This is a genomic window from uncultured Photobacterium sp., from assembly GCF_947502415.1.
Taxonomy (GTDB): Bacteria; Pseudomonadota; Gammaproteobacteria; order Enterobacterales; family Vibrionaceae; genus Photobacterium.
Genome location: NZ_CANMZV010000012.1, coordinates 50,046 through 65,167 on the forward strand (window position 1 = coordinate 50,046; position 15,122 = coordinate 65,167).

11 protein-coding genes are annotated in these 15,122 nt (G+C 48.0%); 3 read left to right on the top strand and 8 right to left on the bottom strand.

The window, feature by feature from the left end:
• Positions 1–141 precede the first annotated feature (141 nt).
• The 4 genes from glmM to rlmE form a co-directional block, all read right to left on the bottom strand.
• Positions 142–1,479 carry a phosphoglucosamine mutase gene (glmM, locus tag Q0852_RS13810; RefSeq protein WP_299018862.1) on the bottom strand — a complete coding sequence of 446 codons (1,338 nt, stop codon included), beginning with the start codon at positions 1,477–1,479 and terminating at the stop codon, positions 142–144.
• 9 nt (positions 1,480–1,488) lie between these two features.
• Positions 1,489–2,334 (bottom strand): dihydropteroate synthase, encoded by an 846-nt coding sequence (gene folP / locus Q0852_RS13815; RefSeq protein ID WP_299018863.1) that lies wholly within the window; start codon positions 2,332–2,334, stop codon positions 1,489–1,491.
• 140 nt (positions 2,335–2,474) lie between these two features.
• Positions 2,475–4,433 (bottom strand): ATP-dependent zinc metalloprotease FtsH, encoded by a 1,959-nt coding sequence (ftsH, locus tag Q0852_RS13820; protein WP_299018864.1) that lies wholly within the window; start codon positions 4,431–4,433, stop codon positions 2,475–2,477.
• A gap of 49 nt (positions 4,434–4,482) precedes the next feature.
• Positions 4,483–5,112 (bottom strand): 23S rRNA (uridine(2552)-2'-O)-methyltransferase RlmE, encoded by a 630-nt coding sequence (rlmE, locus tag Q0852_RS13825; RefSeq protein WP_299018865.1) that lies wholly within the window; start codon positions 5,110–5,112, stop codon positions 4,483–4,485.
• Positions 5,113–5,252: 140 nt separating this feature from the next.
• Between rlmE and yhbY the strand changes: the two genes are divergently transcribed.
• Entirely contained in the window at positions 5,253–5,549 is a 297-nt protein-coding gene (gene yhbY, locus Q0852_RS13830) for a ribosome assembly RNA-binding protein YhbY (RefSeq protein WP_299018866.1), read from the top strand.
• A 106-nt stretch (positions 5,550–5,655) separates the two neighbouring features.
• Here the strand turns inward: yhbY and greA are convergent, their stop codons facing one another.
• Positions 5,656–6,129 carry a transcription elongation factor GreA gene (gene greA, locus Q0852_RS13835; RefSeq protein ID WP_299018868.1) on the bottom strand — a complete coding sequence of 158 codons (474 nt, stop codon included), beginning with the start codon at positions 6,127–6,129 and terminating at the stop codon, positions 5,656–5,658.
• 514 nt (positions 6,130–6,643) lie between these two features.
• Between greA and Q0852_RS13840 the strand changes: the two genes are divergently transcribed.
• Both Q0852_RS13840 and dacB read left to right on the top strand, forming a co-directional pair.
• On the top strand, positions 6,644–7,636 hold the full coding sequence (locus tag Q0852_RS13840; RefSeq protein WP_299018870.1) for a porin: 993 nt from the start codon (positions 6,644–6,646) through the stop codon (positions 7,634–7,636).
• Between the two features lie 116 nt (positions 7,637–7,752).
• The gene (dacB, locus tag Q0852_RS13845; protein WP_299018871.1) at positions 7,753–9,159 is read left to right on the top strand and encodes a serine-type D-Ala-D-Ala carboxypeptidase; all 1,407 of its coding nucleotides are present in this window, start codon (positions 7,753–7,755) and stop codon (positions 9,157–9,159) included.
• 132 nt (positions 9,160–9,291) lie between these two features.
• On the opposite strand, the gene Q0852_RS13850 is transcribed toward dacB, so the two are convergent.
• From Q0852_RS13850 to carA, 3 genes are all read right to left on the bottom strand, one after another.
• Positions 9,292–10,146 (bottom strand): magnesium transporter, encoded by an 855-nt coding sequence (locus Q0852_RS13850; RefSeq protein WP_299018873.1) that lies wholly within the window; start codon positions 10,144–10,146, stop codon positions 9,292–9,294.
• Between the two features lie 536 nt (positions 10,147–10,682).
• Positions 10,683–13,907, bottom strand: a complete 3,225-nt coding sequence (carB, locus tag Q0852_RS13855; RefSeq protein WP_299018874.1) for a carbamoyl-phosphate synthase large subunit — start codon at positions 13,905–13,907, stop codon at positions 10,683–10,685.
• A 17-nt stretch (positions 13,908–13,924) separates the two neighbouring features.
• Positions 13,925–15,064 carry a glutamine-hydrolyzing carbamoyl-phosphate synthase small subunit gene (gene carA / locus Q0852_RS13860; protein ID WP_299018875.1) on the bottom strand — a complete coding sequence of 380 codons (1,140 nt, stop codon included), beginning with the start codon at positions 15,062–15,064 and terminating at the stop codon, positions 13,925–13,927.
• Positions 15,065–15,122: the final 58 nt, after the last annotated feature.

Here is a 15,122-nt window from a genome sequence, read left to right on the forward strand (position 1 = left end):
CCTAACTAAAGGAGCGAGGGAATACTAGCGAAACCCTCCCCTTGTGACAAGTAAAATTTAACAAAAAAACTATTGCCATGAATTACTTGACTAAGTTTTAAGCAAAACCGACTCCAAAGTTACTTCCCGTTGAGGAAAAGATTAGCAGTTATCCTTCACGGCCTGTGCAATCGCCAGCGCTGATTCTTTAACTAAATCAGCGTCTTCGCCTTCTACCATTACACGGATTAAAGGTTCAGTACCAGATTTGCGCAACAGCACTCGACCGCTATCTCCAAGTTTAGCTTCTACCGCAGCCTGTGCCGCCAGAACAGCCTCAGACTCAAGCGGATTAGCATCACTTGCGAAACGGACATTTTCCAGCACCTGCGGGTACATTGCCATACCATCAGTCAGCTCTTTCAGTGTCATTTTGCTGCCAACAATCGAAGCCATGACTTGCAAGCCAGCAACAATACCGTCACCCGTTGTCACTTTATCGAGCAAGATCACATGGCCAGAATTCTCAGCACCAATCAACCAATTGTGCTTTTGCAGCTCTTCCATCACATAGCGGTCACCCACTTTGGCTCGAACAAACGGAATGCCCAGATTCTTCAGCGCCACTTCCATGCCCAAATTGGTCATCAAAGTACCAACAACACCACCTTTCAGCTCTCCACGGCGAAGGGCATCACGAGCAATAATGTACGCAATTTGATCACCATCAACCTTGTTGCCTTCTTCGTCAACCATGATTACGCGGTCGCCGTCACCATCCAGTGCAATACCGAAATGTGCTTTTTCTTCCAGTACCTTAGCCTGAAGAGCTGCCACGTCAGTCGCGCCTACTTTATCATTGATATTGATACCGTTCGGCTCACAACCCAGCGTGATCACCTCAGCACCTAACTCTTTGAAAACATTCGGAGCAATGTGATAGGTTGCACCGTGGGCACAGTCAACAACGATCTTGTAACCAGCCAGGCTCAACTCTGTCGGGAATGTACCTTTACAGAACTCAATGTAACGACCTGCAGCATCATTGATACGGTAAGCCTTACCCAGCATGGCTGATTCAACACATGTCAATGGTTTTTCCATCTCTTCTTCGATAGCCAGCTCAATTTCATCAGGCAGCTTGGTTCCTTCTGAAGAGAAGAATTTAATACCGTTATCATAATAAGGGTTGTGGGAAGCTGAAATAACGATACCAGCTTCGGCACGAAAAGTACGGGTTAGATAAGCAACCGCCGGTGTTGGCATCGGACCGGTAAATGCAGCCTGCAGACCAGCAGCAGCTAGGCCGGCTTCCAATGCTGATTCCAGCATATAGCCGGAAATACGGGTATCTTTACCAATGATCACCTTATTGGTGCCTTGCTTGGACAGAACCCGACCTGCCGCCCAGCCAAGTTTCAAAACAAAATCTGGTGTAATTGGTGCTTTACCTACCAATCCGCGAATACCATCCGTACCAAAGAACTTACGTTCAGCCATTTTCAGCTCCTAGCAATTTATCTTATGTTCCTGCTCTAATGTCATCCGACACACTTTCAATACATCAACAGTTTCTTGTGCATCGTGGACCCGAATGATCTGTGCCCCTTTCATGGCAGCAATTGCTGCGCAAGCCAGGCTACCAGCCAGACATTCTGCAGGCTTTTTATCAAGTAGTTTAAATATCATTGATTTACGCGACATACCGACCAGCAGCGGTAAACCAAATTGATGAAATTTATATAACTGCGCAAGCAGCTGGTAATTATGCTCTAGCGTTTTGCCAAAACCAAACCCAGGATCAAGCAATAACCGCTCGCGGCCGATTCCAGCCTCTTCACATACTGCAACCCGCTCGGTGAGAAAATCGCTGACATCCGTAATTAAATCGTCATATTGAGGCTGGGCCTGCATTGTACGCGGTTGCCCCTGCATATGCATTAAACAAATTGGCACCCCGGCGTTGGCAGCTGCTGCTACAGCACCCGGTTCCTGTAAGGCCCGAACGTCATTAATCAAATCAGCGCCGGCCTTAACGGCTTCGGTCATCACTTGTGCCTTGCTGGTATCCACCGAGATCCAGCAATCAAACCGCTGGCGAATTGCTTCTATAACCGGAACCACTCGTTCAAGCTCGTCCTCCAAAGCCACATCCACAGCCCCAGGACGAGTCGACTCGCCACCAATATCGATAATACTGGTTCCTGCAGCCAGCATCTCCTCGACATGGTACAAAGCCTTATCCTGGTGAAAGAATTTACCACCATCCGAAAAAGAATCAGGAGTGATGTTTAAAATACCCATGGTATGGGCATAAGAAAGATCGAGAGTCTTATCTCTACTGGTCAGGATCATCGCCTTCCCCCATAACGCCAAGCATCTGTAGCAGCGAGAGGAAATACTTCCCCTCGATACAACAGCCTGCTTAGTAATCCATAACAGCTAAACAAAAAAAACCCCGAGACAGCTCGGGGTTTTACTGTTTAGCTCACAAATTATACTTGCGGCTTGTTGTCTTCTTTGTCATCTGCATCAGGAGTTTCGACTTTTTCAGTCACTGTATTATCAGCGGCCTTATCGTCCTTTTCCTCAGCCGTTTCGCCCTCAGAAGCAACTAGCGTGTCATTTTCATCGGTCCAACCTTTAGGAGCTCGAATAACCGATTTACGCGCCATCAAGTCATCAATCTGACCAGCATCAATGGTCTCATACTTCATCAATGCTTCTTTCATTGCATGCATGATATCCATATTCTGCATCAGAATTTCACGTGCACGCTCATAGTTACGGTCGATCAGAGCACGAACTTCATTGTCGATTGCGCGCGCCGTCTCGTCGGACATATGTTTAGTCTGGGTTACAGAGCGACCAAGGAACACTTCACCTTCGTCTTCAGCATACAATAGCGGACCCATCTTATCCGAGAAGCCCCACTGAGTGACCATCTTACGCGCAATATCAGTTGCTCGCTCGATATCGTTCGATGCACCAGTCGACACTTTCTCCACACCGTAAATCAGCTCCTCAGCCAAACGACCGCCGTACAGGCTTGAAATCATTGACTCAAGGAATTCACGCGAATGACTGACACGATCCTGCTCCGGCAGGTACATGGTCACACCTAAAGCACGACCACGAGGAATGATAGACACCTTGTAAACCGGATCATGGTCAGGTACCAGACGGCCAATAATCGCGTGGCCAGCTTCGTGATAAGCCGTCGACTCTTTCTGCTCATCCGTCATCACCATGGACTTACGCTCGGCGCCCATCATGATTTTGTCTTTCGCCAGCTCAAACTCCACCATGGAAACGGTACGCTTGTTACCACGTGCAGCAAACAAGGCTGCTTCGTTAACCAGGTTAGCCAGATCCGCACCAGAGAAGCCTGGAGTACCACGCGCGATCAGCGATGGTTTCACATCGTTGTCCAGCGGTACTTTACGCATATGCACTTTTAGGATCTGCTCACGGCCACGGACATCCGGCAGGCCAACTACGACCTGGCGGTCGAAACGACCAGGACGCAATAGCGCTGGGTCAAGTACGTCAGGACGGTTAGTTGCAGCGATAACGATAATACCTTCATTACCTTCAAAACCATCCATCTCAACCAGCATCTGGTTCAGGGTCTGTTCACGCTCATCGTGACCACCACCCACACCAGCACCACGCTGGCGACCTACGGCATCAATCTCATCAATGAAAATAATACAAGGCGCCGCTTTCTTGGCTTGTTCGAACATGTCACGGACACGGGATGCACCCACACCGACAAACATTTCAACGAAGTCAGAACCGGAAATAGTGAAAAACGGTACTTTAGCTTCACCAGCAATTGCTTTTGCCAGCAAGGTCTTACCTGTACCAGGAGGACCAACCATCAGTACGCCAGTTGGGATCTTACCACCCAGCTTCTGGAAACGACTTGGATCACGCAGGTAATCCACCAGCTCTTTAACGTCTTCTTTCGCTTCGTCACAACCGGCAACGTCTGCGAAAGTCGTCTTGATCTGGTCTTCGCTCATCATGCGCGCTTTAGATTTACCAAACGACATGGCACCTTTGCCACCACCGCCCTGCATCTGGCGCATAAAGAAAATCCAAACACCAATCAGAAGGAGCATTGGGAACCATGAAATGAAGATAGAAGCCAGCAGGCTTGGCTCTTCAGGTGGTGTACCCATCACCTTCACATTAGCGTTAATTAAGTCGTCTAGCAGCTTCTGGTCGTTATAGACAGGCAGATAAGTAACGTATCGCGTGTTATCACGTTTATAAACGGTGATTTCACGATCATTGAATCGCGCTTCCCTTATCTGATCCTGACCGATTTCACGGACAAAGGTTGTATAGTCGACTTGACGGCCAGCACTATCGCCTGGACCGAAGCTCTGAAAAACAGACATCAGAACCACAGCGATAACCAACCACAGAATCAAGTTTTTTGCCATGTCACTCAAGGTGTTAACCTCGCGATAACTTAAAGATGAATTTAGGGTACTACAGTTTATAACCTGTAGCTACAATATAAACCTCACGAGAGCGATCTCGTGATGAATCCGGTTTCCGAATTTTGACCGCTTTGAACATGCTGCGAACTTCAGCCAGATACTGATCAAAGCCTTCACCCTGGAAAACTTTTACCGCAAAGCTGCCGTTCGGCGCAAGTACTTGTCTACACATATCTAATGCTAGTTCAACAAGATACATAGCTCTAGGCTGATCTGAAGCTAAATTGCCACTCATGTTAGGAGCCATATCTGACAGTACCACATCAACCATATCTGGCTGAATGCGTTCCAACAGTGCATCTAACACAGCTTCTTCACGAAAATCCCCCTGCAGGAAGCTCACGCCTGGCAGGGAATCCATTGGCAAAATATCACAGGCGATAACTTGTCCGCTATCACCAACAACTTCCGCCGCATATTGTGACCAACCACCCGGTGCAGCACCAAGATCGACCACTGTCATGCCTGGTTTTAACAGCTTGTCTTTATTCTGAATTTCTTCAATTTTGAAAATAGCGCGGGAACGATAGCCTTTCTTTTGCGCTTCAAGAACATATTTATCATCAAAATGCTCTTTCAGCCAACGGCCTGAACTACCCGAGTGCTTTTTTTTACTCATGATTTACCTAATGAGTTAGCGTACTTATAAAGTATACTTGACCACCACGCAGTGGCATATACTAAACAAATTAGTCTTCTAGACTAGATGGCGTTAGAATACCCTGTTTTCAACCCTTGTAATATAAAAATAGAGTCATCATGAATCTAAGCACCAAACAGAAGCAATACCTAAAAGGCCTTGCTCACAACCTAAAACCTGTTGTCCTTATGGGTGCAAACGGCCTAACTGAAGCAGTTTTGGCTGAGATTGAACTCGCGCTTGACCACCATGAGCTTATCAAGGTTAAGGTAGCGGCTGAAGAGCGTGAAACAAAGGTTTTGATCGTGGATGCAATTATTCGCGAAACTAAAGCTGAAAAAGTACAGGTTATCGGTAAAACGCTAGTTCTATATCGCCCAAGCGAAGAGCGCAAAATCGAACTTCCTCGAAAATAAAAAAGGCCGCCGCTGCGGCCTTTTTTACGTCTCGATAATGGCATGGAATGCTTTCCATTGCAGCCAACGGTAACATTCCCTAACAATTCATGCCCTATATACCAGCTTATAGATAAGCTACTTCGGCAATTTCGAATTCTTTCTGGCCACCAGGTGTCGTAATCGTCACCTCGTCGTCCTGCATCTTGCCAATCAGGCCACGTGCAATCGGAGAGTTTACAGAAATACGGCCTGCCTTGATGTCAGCCTCGTCGTCACCCACAATCTGGTAGGTCACTTCATCTTCGGTATCAACATCAATCAGGGTTACTGTCACACCAAAAATCACCTTACCTGAGTTTTCCATCTTGGTAACATCAATCACCTGGGCTACAGACAGCTTGTATTCGATATCACGGATCTGTGCTTCACAGATACCCTGCTCTTCACGAGCAGCGTGATATTCCGCGTTTTCTTTCAAATCGCCCAGTTCGCGCGCTTCACCGATCGCTTGAGAGATTAGTGGACGACGCTTAACCAGAACTTCCAGTTCTTCACGCAGCAATTTCTCACCACGTACGGTCATTGGAATCTTATCCATAAATATATTTACCTCAATACCCTTAAGCGCTTGTCACTTTTTGGGCAAAAAAAAGCTAGCCCAGCAGCATCGCTGAACCAACATCGTTAACAGGGAACAGAATCATTCTAAACAAACTTGAGCAAGAGATCATCCCGGATCGCCGCTCCGGCATCATCCACATCACTAACGGCCTGTTGAAACAACATACGCTTACAAGAATAGACCACAAAATAATGTGGCTATAGTCACAAAAATACCAGATAGCGTAAATTTATCGTCAAAGAAAAGCTCAACCGCATTCTAAATACAACTAAAAAACACAATCACAGGCGAACTTTAGCCAAATCAGTTAAGTGACTGATAAACCAGACCATAAAAACAAAAAACCATTTAAAATCATACCAATAAAGTATTTTTCAGTTTTTTTTACTAACTCTATCCAACCAATAACCAGTAAAAAGAACACTATGCATTTAGCAGTCTCATGCATACCACAAAATAATTCCAAAAGGATTTCCAAAAGGATTCGATAATGAACAAGAACCTTATTGCTTTAGCAGTAGCAGCAGCATCAATCTCAGGCGCAGCAACAGCAGCAGAAGTATATTCAGATGAAGCATCTAGCCTTGCAGTCGGTGGTCGTTTTGAAGCGCGTGCAGTAATGGCTGATACAGAAACTAGCAGCAACAAAGTTTCTGATGCAACTCGCGTACGTATCAACGTAGCAGGTAAAACAGACATCACTGACAATCTGTACGGTACAGGTTTCTTCGAAAAAGAATTCCAAAGCGCGGACAGCAGCGATGACGAAACCCGTTATGCTTACGCTGGTATCGGTGGCACATACGGCCAGCTGGTTTACGGTAAGGCCGACGGCTCTCTAGGCATGCTGACTGACTTTACTGATATCATGTCTTTCCACGGTAACGAAGCTGGTAACAAGCTAGCTGCGGCTGACCGTACTGACAATAACCTTGCTTACGTAGGCTCTTTCGACCTAATGGGCAACAACCTGACTGTTAAAACTAACTACGTATTCGACAACGGCGAAAACACTGACGGCTACTCTGTTGGTGCTATGTACGTGATGGATATGGGCCTAGGCTTCGGTGCGGGTTACGGTGAACAAGACGGTCAGAGCTCTAAAAACGGCAACGAAGACAAAACAGGTAAGCAGGCATTCGGTGCGATTTCTTACACTGTCGGCGATTTCTACGTTGCAGGTCTTTACCAGGACGCTCGTGACACAGTGGTTCATGACAGCCTAATCAAAGATTCAACTGGCTACGAATTTGCAGCATCATACACCCTAGGCAAAACTGTATTTATCGCTACTTACAACTACTTAGAAGATACGGATAAGAACGTTGACCTACGCGACTCTGTTGCTGTAGATGCAACTCACTACTTCAACAAGAACTTCCGTACTTACGCTTCTTACAAGTTCAACAACCTGGACAAAGACGTTGTTGGTAAGAAAGTTGCGTCTGACGAATTCGTTCTAGGTGCACGTTACGACTTCTAATTTAATTAGAATTCAGAGCGTTAGATCCAAAAAAACGGTACTTGCCTTCGAGCCGGTACCGTTTTGCTATAAGATGGCTAGGGTTAACTGAACCTCTCATTTTTATGGCACCAATCATGTTACGAGCACTCCCATTACTTATCGGCATTCTGTTTTGCCTTCCAGCTTTTGCCAGCTTTTCTCCCCAGAAGGCCTTAAATCAGTTGCCAGAAGGTCATGATACAGCCCTGTTGATCACCGATCCGACAACAGGCACCACCTTAACCACCCAACGCGAAAACCAGCTGCAGGCACCAGCCAGTACTCAAAAGCTCATCACGGCATTAGCGGCCAGGCTTTACCTCGGCAAAAACTTTCGATTTCACACCGAATTAGAGCAAGACAAAAACAACTTTATTCTCCATTTCAGCGGCGACCCAAGCCTATCTCGGCAACAACTGGTTGCCCTGCTGAAAAAAATAAAAAAAGTCAGGAAAACCATCAGTGGTGACATAATCCTTAATGGTGCCATTTTCAGTGGGTACGAACGTGCGCCGGGCTGGCCATGGGATGTACTAGGCGTTTGCTACAGTGCTCCATCAAGCAGTATTTCCCTTGAACATAATTGCGTTCAGGGCGCTCTTTACAGCAATAAAACAGCCGGACAACTGACTCGGGTACACATCCCTCCCCACCAGCCAATTGAGGTCAGCACCCACGCTCTCACAGTGACCACGGAGCAGCAGAAAGCCCGCCATTGTGAATTGGAACTCTATGCCGAAGATACCAACCACTATCTGCTCAGCGGTTGCCTGGAGCAGCAGAAACGTCCATTACCACTGAACTTTGCCGTACAGAATACATTTAAATTTACTGAGGCAGTGATTCGCAGAGAACTAAAACGAGCCGGGATCCGTTTTACCGGTAATATAGTGAGAAGTGATACCGCCCGTGGCAAACGCATTGCCCGCCACTCTTCAGCCCCGCTCAGTGAGCTGCTCGATACCATGATAAAAGACTCCGACAACCTGATTGCCGACAACCTCGCTAAAACACTCGGCAATCGCTACTTCAGCCAACCTGGTACGTTTAATAATGGTGTCGCAGCCATTAAAGCTATTTTGAAAGAAAAAGCAGGCATTGACCTACACCAGGCCGTATTAGTCGACGGCTCGGGACTGTCTCGCAACAACCGCCTGACAGCGAGTCAAATGATGGAAGTGATCACTTACATCTACCACCATGACAAACAGTTGGGGTTGCTGACAACCTTACCGGTCAGCGGACAAAGCGGCACCTTACGTTACCGTCAGAGTATCCGCCACCAGCCACTGATCGGACAAATTGCTGCCAAAAGCGGTTCACTGTTCGGCACTCACAACCTTGCCGGAGTGCTTACTACCCAATCGGGTAAGGAGCTACTGTTTGTACAACTTGTCACCAACTACCACCCGGAAGAGCGAGACGATGATACCCCTAAAGTCGCCCCTCCTATCGAACAGTTCGAGCGAGAGTTATACCGCGCGCTATATAAAAGCTTTTAGGTTCTAGGTTCTAGGTTCTAGGTTCTAGGTTCTACAACAAAAAAAAAGCGAGTAACAAAAGTCACTCGCTTTTTCTAATCTGGTTATTTTCGGATGTAAAACTGAAGAGTAAAGCTATTGAGCCTGCGCTCTCTACGCTAATCCCAAAAATGTATTCACTGTGGTGAAATAGATAATCATCCCGGAAATATCAACCACTGAGGCCAATACCGGACTCACCAGCACCGCCGGATCCAGACGGCAGGCTCGGGCAATCATCGGCAGCACTCCGCCGACGGTGGTCGACAGCACCACCTGCAACGAAATCGCCATTCCAATCGCCAGAGCGATATCTTCGAGCCTCATGCCAATCGGCAATACCGTACTGTCACTGAACACCATAACCCGGCCGACAATCACAAGTGCCAGCACCACTGCAATCACAATGGCTACACGGAACTCTTTCCAAAGTACAGCCAGCCAGTCTCGACACCGTATTTCTTCCATTGCCAGCGCCCGGACCACCAATGTCGCCGCCTGCGAACCGGTATTCCCTCCCGCAGCCGCAATCACCGGCATATAAATCGCCAGTAGCACTAGTTGACTCAAGGTGTCTTCATAATGAGAAATGATCAATCCCGAAACAATACCCAGCAAAGCCAGGCCGACAATCCAGCCAATGCGCTCACGCACATGGCTAAAGACACTGTTTTTCAGATAATGCCCTGCCGGCTCAGCTTCCGAGCAGATCAATCCAAGTCCGTTCGCCAAGTGACGCATACGCACTTGCTCATTTCGTTCATCAAGCAGATCCAGCAAGGTCTGCACATGCCGCAAAGGGCATTCATGTAATACCGCAATCGCATCGGAAATTGGCATCCTGGCAAGGAGTGTCGCCTGCTCATTAATGTCATATTTCAAGAACGCATTACGGACAGCCAGCACATCACTCTGGCCTAGGTGTTCATTTGTAGTTGCAGCCTGAGCCGCATAGTTCATTACCGCCATGGCGAATCTCCCGATTGGCAATGCCCGCCTTTTCAGACGCAGCATGGGTAACGACCACCAGAATCACGTCATACAACTATGCAAATGTGCCAACCACTACTACATCAGAAAAACAAAACTCATTTTGTCTGATAAAAAAATAGCGAAAAGCCTGTCATCTACAGTAGATTGACGCCGTTCTATATTGAGAATATTGGCAAGAAAACCGAGGAATGATTTGTCAGGATAGATATCAGAAGAAGAGATACATAAGACATATTATTCCGAACCCGAAAAGAAGGTCCGGAATCACAGGAGACCGACACCGTTAACGGGTTTGATTTTCCACCTTCATACTCGGGGGATGGTCGGTATCGTTCATTAATGTCTCCAAAAAGATTTATCGCTTATGCGACGCGGCCAATTTTACGCAATTCGGTGCTCAGTTCAAGCAATAAAAGCCCGGATTTTGCTTCTTTCGTGCATTTTCCAATCAATTACACTTAAAAACAAAACAGCCCGCATAAAGCGGGCTGTTGTTACATTATGGCATTACATTAAGCGTTATTCACGCGGGCATGCAACTCCTGAACGGAGGTAACCGTGTTACGGTCATCTGCTGCCCAAGCCATACAAGTTGCAAAAGCGGCATTCAAGGTGGTGGTATAGTTCACTTTTTCTGCCAGAGCGCCTCGGCGCAGCACTTTCGAATCCTCAATCGCCTGACGGCCTTCTGCCGTATTAACAATGTAGGAGTATTCGTTGTTCTTGATACGGTCAAGAATGTGCGGGCGACCTTCGTGCACTTTGTTCACCAAACGAGGGTTAATGCCAGCTTCACCCAGAACAATCGCTGTACCATGGGTCGCATCTAGCTCATAGCCTTGCTTCACCAGCTTTGAAGCCAGGTCAACTACACGCTGTTTGTCATTGCCACGCACAGACAGCAGTGCACGACCTTTCGCCAGCTTCTCTTTACCACAACCTAATTCAGCTTTAGCGAAAGCCTCTGCAAACGTATTGCCGACACCCATCACCTCACCGGTTGAGCGCATTTCAGGGCCAAGTAGTGGATCGACGCCCGGGAACTTGTTAAATGGCAGCACAACTTCTTTCACCGAGTAGTACGGTGGAATAATTTCCTTGGTAAAACCCTGTGATTCAAGTGACTGACCAGCCATCACGCGAGCAGCAATTTTCGCCAGCGGCGCACCGGTTGCCTTAGAGACAAAAGGTACCGTTCGCGCCGCTCGCGGGTTAACTTCAATCAGGTAGACTTCGTTATCTTTCACCGCAAACTGGGTATTCATCAGGCCGCGTACGCCTAGTTCTAAGGCCAGTTTTTCAACCTGCTGACGCATCACATCCTGGATTTCCTGGCTTAAGGTATAAGCCGGCAATGAACATGCTGAGTCACCAGAGTGAACCCCTGCCTGCTCAATGTGCTCCATAATACCGCCGATAACCACACGCTCGCCGTCACAGATAGCATCAATATCCACCTCAGTTGCATCATCCAGGAATCGATCCAGCAACACTGGCGACTCATTTGACACGCTCACGGCTTCATTGAAGTAACGGCGCAGGTCACTCTCGTCATACACAATTTCCATCGCACGACCACCCAGAACATAAGATGGACGAACTACCAGCGGGAAACCAATCTCTTTCGATTTCTCTACCGCCTGCTCCATTGTGGTCACAGTGGCATTTTCAGGCTGAAGCAAACCTAAGCGCTCAACGGCAGCCTGGAAACGTTCACGGTCTTCTGCGCGGTCAATCGCATCTGGGCTGGTACCAATAACCGGCACACCCGCCGCTTCCAGTGCACGAGCCAGTTTCAGTGGTGTCTGGCCACCGTACTGAACAATAACCCCTTTCGGTTTTTCGACGCGAACAATAGCCAGAACATCTTCCAGAGTTACCGGTTCGAAATACAAACGGTCAGATGTATCGTAGTCAGTCGATACCGTCTCCGGATTACAGTTAACCATGATGGTTTCATAACCATCTTCACGAAGTGCAAGGGAAGCGTGAACACAGCAGTAATCAAACTCAATACCCTGGCCAATACGGTTAGGACCGCCGCCGAGTACCATAATTTTATCCTTGTCCGTTGGATTGGCTTCACACTCTTCATCGTAAGATGAGTACATGTAAGCCGTATCTGAAGAGAATTCTGCCGCACAGGTATCCACACGCTTATAAACCGGATGGATATCGAACTGGTCACGCTGCTTACGAATTTCCGTTTCAGCCACACCCAACAGCTTCGCCAGACGGGCATCAGCAAAGCCCTTACGCTTAAGCTTACGCAGAGTCTGCGCGTTCAGGCCGGCAAAACCGCCCTCTTTTACTTCATTTTCCAGCTTAACCAGCTCTTCAATTTGCACCAGGAACCAGCGATCAATATTGGTCAGGTTGAAAACACCGTCGACAGACAGGCCAGCACGGAATGCATCAGCGACGTACCAAATACGCTCAGCACCTGCATCTTTTAATTCATGACGGATTTGCGTCAGAGCATCCGGTGCATCTAAATCAACCATCTCATCAAAGCCGTTAGCCCCCACTTCCAAACCTCGCAAGGCTTTTTGCAGTGATTCCTGCTGGTTACGACCAATCGCCATGACTTCACCAACAGACTTCATCTGTGTTGTCAGGCGGTCATTAGCACCGGCAAATTTCTCGAAGTTAAAGCGCGGGATCTTTGTCACGACGTAGTCGATCGTCGGTTCGAACGAGGCTGGGGTCGCACCACCTGTGATGTCGTTCATCAGCTCATCGAGAGTAAAGCCAATGGCTAGCTTGGCTGCCACCTTAGCAATCGGGAAACCCGTAGCCTTTGAAGCCAACGCCGAGGAACGCGATACACGCGGGTTCATCTCGATGATAACCATGCGACCATCTTTCGGGTTAATACCGAACTGGACGTTAGAACCACCCGTTTCGACGCCGATTTCCCGCAATACCGCTAACGATGCATTACGCATCAGCTGGTATTCTTTGTCAGTCAGAGTCTGTGCCGGGGCGACGGTGATGGAGTCACCTGTGTGAATACCCATAGCGTCGAAGTTCTCGATTGAGCAGACGATGATGCAGTTATCGTTCTTATCACGAACGACTTCCATCTCGTATTCTTTCCAGCCAATCAATGATTCGTCAATCAACAGCTCATTGGTCGGTGACAAATCCAGACCACGGCGGCAGATTTCTTCGAACTCTTCCTTGTTATATGCGATACCACCACCGGTACCGCCCATGGTAAACGAAGGACGAATGATACAAGGGAAACCGACCATATCGAGAACCTTGTAGGCTTCTTCCATGGTCTTAGCCGTATCGGCACGCGGACACTCTAGGCCAATAGACTTCATGGCCGCATCGAAGCGAGAACGATCTTCTGCCTTATCAATCGCATCAGCCGTTGCACCGATCATTTCCACATCGAACTCTTCCAGCACACCGTGCTTTTCAAGATCCAAGGCACAGTTCAATGCGGTCTGGCCACCCATTGTCGGCAGTACTGCATCCGGGCGCTCTTTTTCGATGATCTTACGGACAACTTCCCAGTGAATTGGCTCAATGTAAGTTGCATCGGCCATATCCGGATCTGTCATGATAGTGGCAGGGTTAGAGTTAACCAGAATAACGCGGTAACCCTCTTCGCGCAGCGCTTTACAAGCCTGTGCACCTGAGTAGTCAAACTCACATGCCTGACCAATCACAATCGGGCCAGCACCTAGAATAAGAACACTTTTAATGTCAGTACGTTTTGGCATTTCTTTTTACTCCCGGCTTAGGCGCTGTGCTGCTTGATTAGTTCGATAAAGTGGTCAAATAGTGGTGCTGCATCATGTGGACCAGGGCTCGCTTCAGGGTGGCCTTGGAAACTGAATGCCGGCTTGTCGGTACGGTGAATTCCTTGCAAGGAGCCATCAAACAGAGACTTATGCGTTACGCGCAGGTTTTCCGGCAATGACATTTCATCAGCAGCAAAACCATGGTTCTGCGAAGTGATCATCACAACATCACGGTCAAGGTCATTAACCGGGTGGTTGGCGCCATGATGGCCAAACTTCATCTTCACCGTCTTCGCTCCCGATGCCAGAGCCAGGATTTGATGGCCAAGACAAATACCGAAGATTGGTAACCCCTTGTCCAGGAAGGTTTTCGTCGCCTCAATCGCATAAGTACATGGCTCAGGGTCACCTGGGCCGTTTGACAAAAACACACCATCCGGATTCATCGCCAGTACTTCTTCTGCTGATGTCTGCGCCGGCACAACGGTCAGGCGACAACCACGATCAACCAGCATCCGCAGGATATTGCGCTTTGCTCCGAAATCGTACGCAACCACATGGTATGGCAGTTCGCAGTCATCAGCCGCTTCCGGCAGACCGTTTTCCAGCGTCCATGAACCTTGCTTCCAAGAGTAGGTTTCCTTCGTAGTCACCTCTTTCGCCAGATCCATGCCTTTCAGACCGGGAAAATCTTTAGCCTTAGCCAGAGCAAGCGCTTCATCCAGGCTATTACCCGCCATAATGCAACCGTTCTGGGCACCTTTTTCGCGCAGAATACGAGTTAACTTTCGGGTATCAATATCGGCAATGCCGACAATGTTTTGGGATTTTAAATAATCAGAAAGGGACTGTTGACTACGGAAGTTTGAAGCTATGAGAGGGAGATCGCGGATTACCAGGCCTTGCGCGTGGATGGAGGTGGATTCTTCGTCTTCGGAATTAGTTCCGGTATTGCCAATGTGGGGATAAGTAAGAGTAACAATCTGTTGTGAATAGGAAGGGTCAGTGAGAATTTCTTGGTACCCCGTCATCGAGGTATTAAAAACAACTTCCCCAACGGCCGAACCATCTGCCCCAATGGACACGCCGTGGAACACTGTCCCATCTTCAAGGACTAACAGCGCTGATTTGCTCAAGACAACCTCCAAAACAATAAAAATGCAGTTAAAACAGATAAAATTGCAACCACCCATT

Bases quoted from the DNA above. Each gene is read 5' to 3' on its own strand.
- dacB (WP_299018871.1), top strand. From the start codon at position 7,753: ATGTTACGAGCACTCCCATTACTTATCGGCATTCTGTTTTGCCTTCCA.
- ftsH (WP_299018864.1), bottom strand. From the start codon at position 4,433: ATGGCAAAAAACTTGATTCTGTGGTTGGTTATCGCTGTGGTTCTGATG.
- carB (WP_299018874.1), bottom strand. From the start codon at position 13,907: ATGCCAAAACGTACTGACATTAAAAGTGTTCTTATTCTAGGTGCTGGC.
- rlmE (WP_299018865.1), bottom strand. From the start codon at position 5,112: ATGAGTAAAAAAAAGCACTCGGGTAGTTCAGGCCGTTGGCTGAAAGAG.
- folP (WP_299018863.1), bottom strand. From the start codon at position 2,334: ATGATCCTGACCAGTAGAGATAAGACTCTCGATCTTTCTTATGCCCAT.
- Q0852_RS13850 (WP_299018873.1), bottom strand. From the start codon at position 10,146: ATGGCGGTAATGAACTATGCGGCTCAGGCTGCAACTACAAATGAACAC.
- greA (WP_299018868.1), bottom strand. From the start codon at position 6,129: ATGGATAAGATTCCAATGACCGTACGTGGTGAGAAATTGCTGCGTGAA.
- glmM (WP_299018862.1), bottom strand. From the start codon at position 1,479: ATGGCTGAACGTAAGTTCTTTGGTACGGATGGTATTCGCGGATTGGTA.
- Q0852_RS13840 (WP_299018870.1), top strand. From the start codon at position 6,644: ATGAACAAGAACCTTATTGCTTTAGCAGTAGCAGCAGCATCAATCTCA.
- yhbY (WP_299018866.1), top strand. From the start codon at position 5,253: ATGAATCTAAGCACCAAACAGAAGCAATACCTAAAAGGCCTTGCTCAC.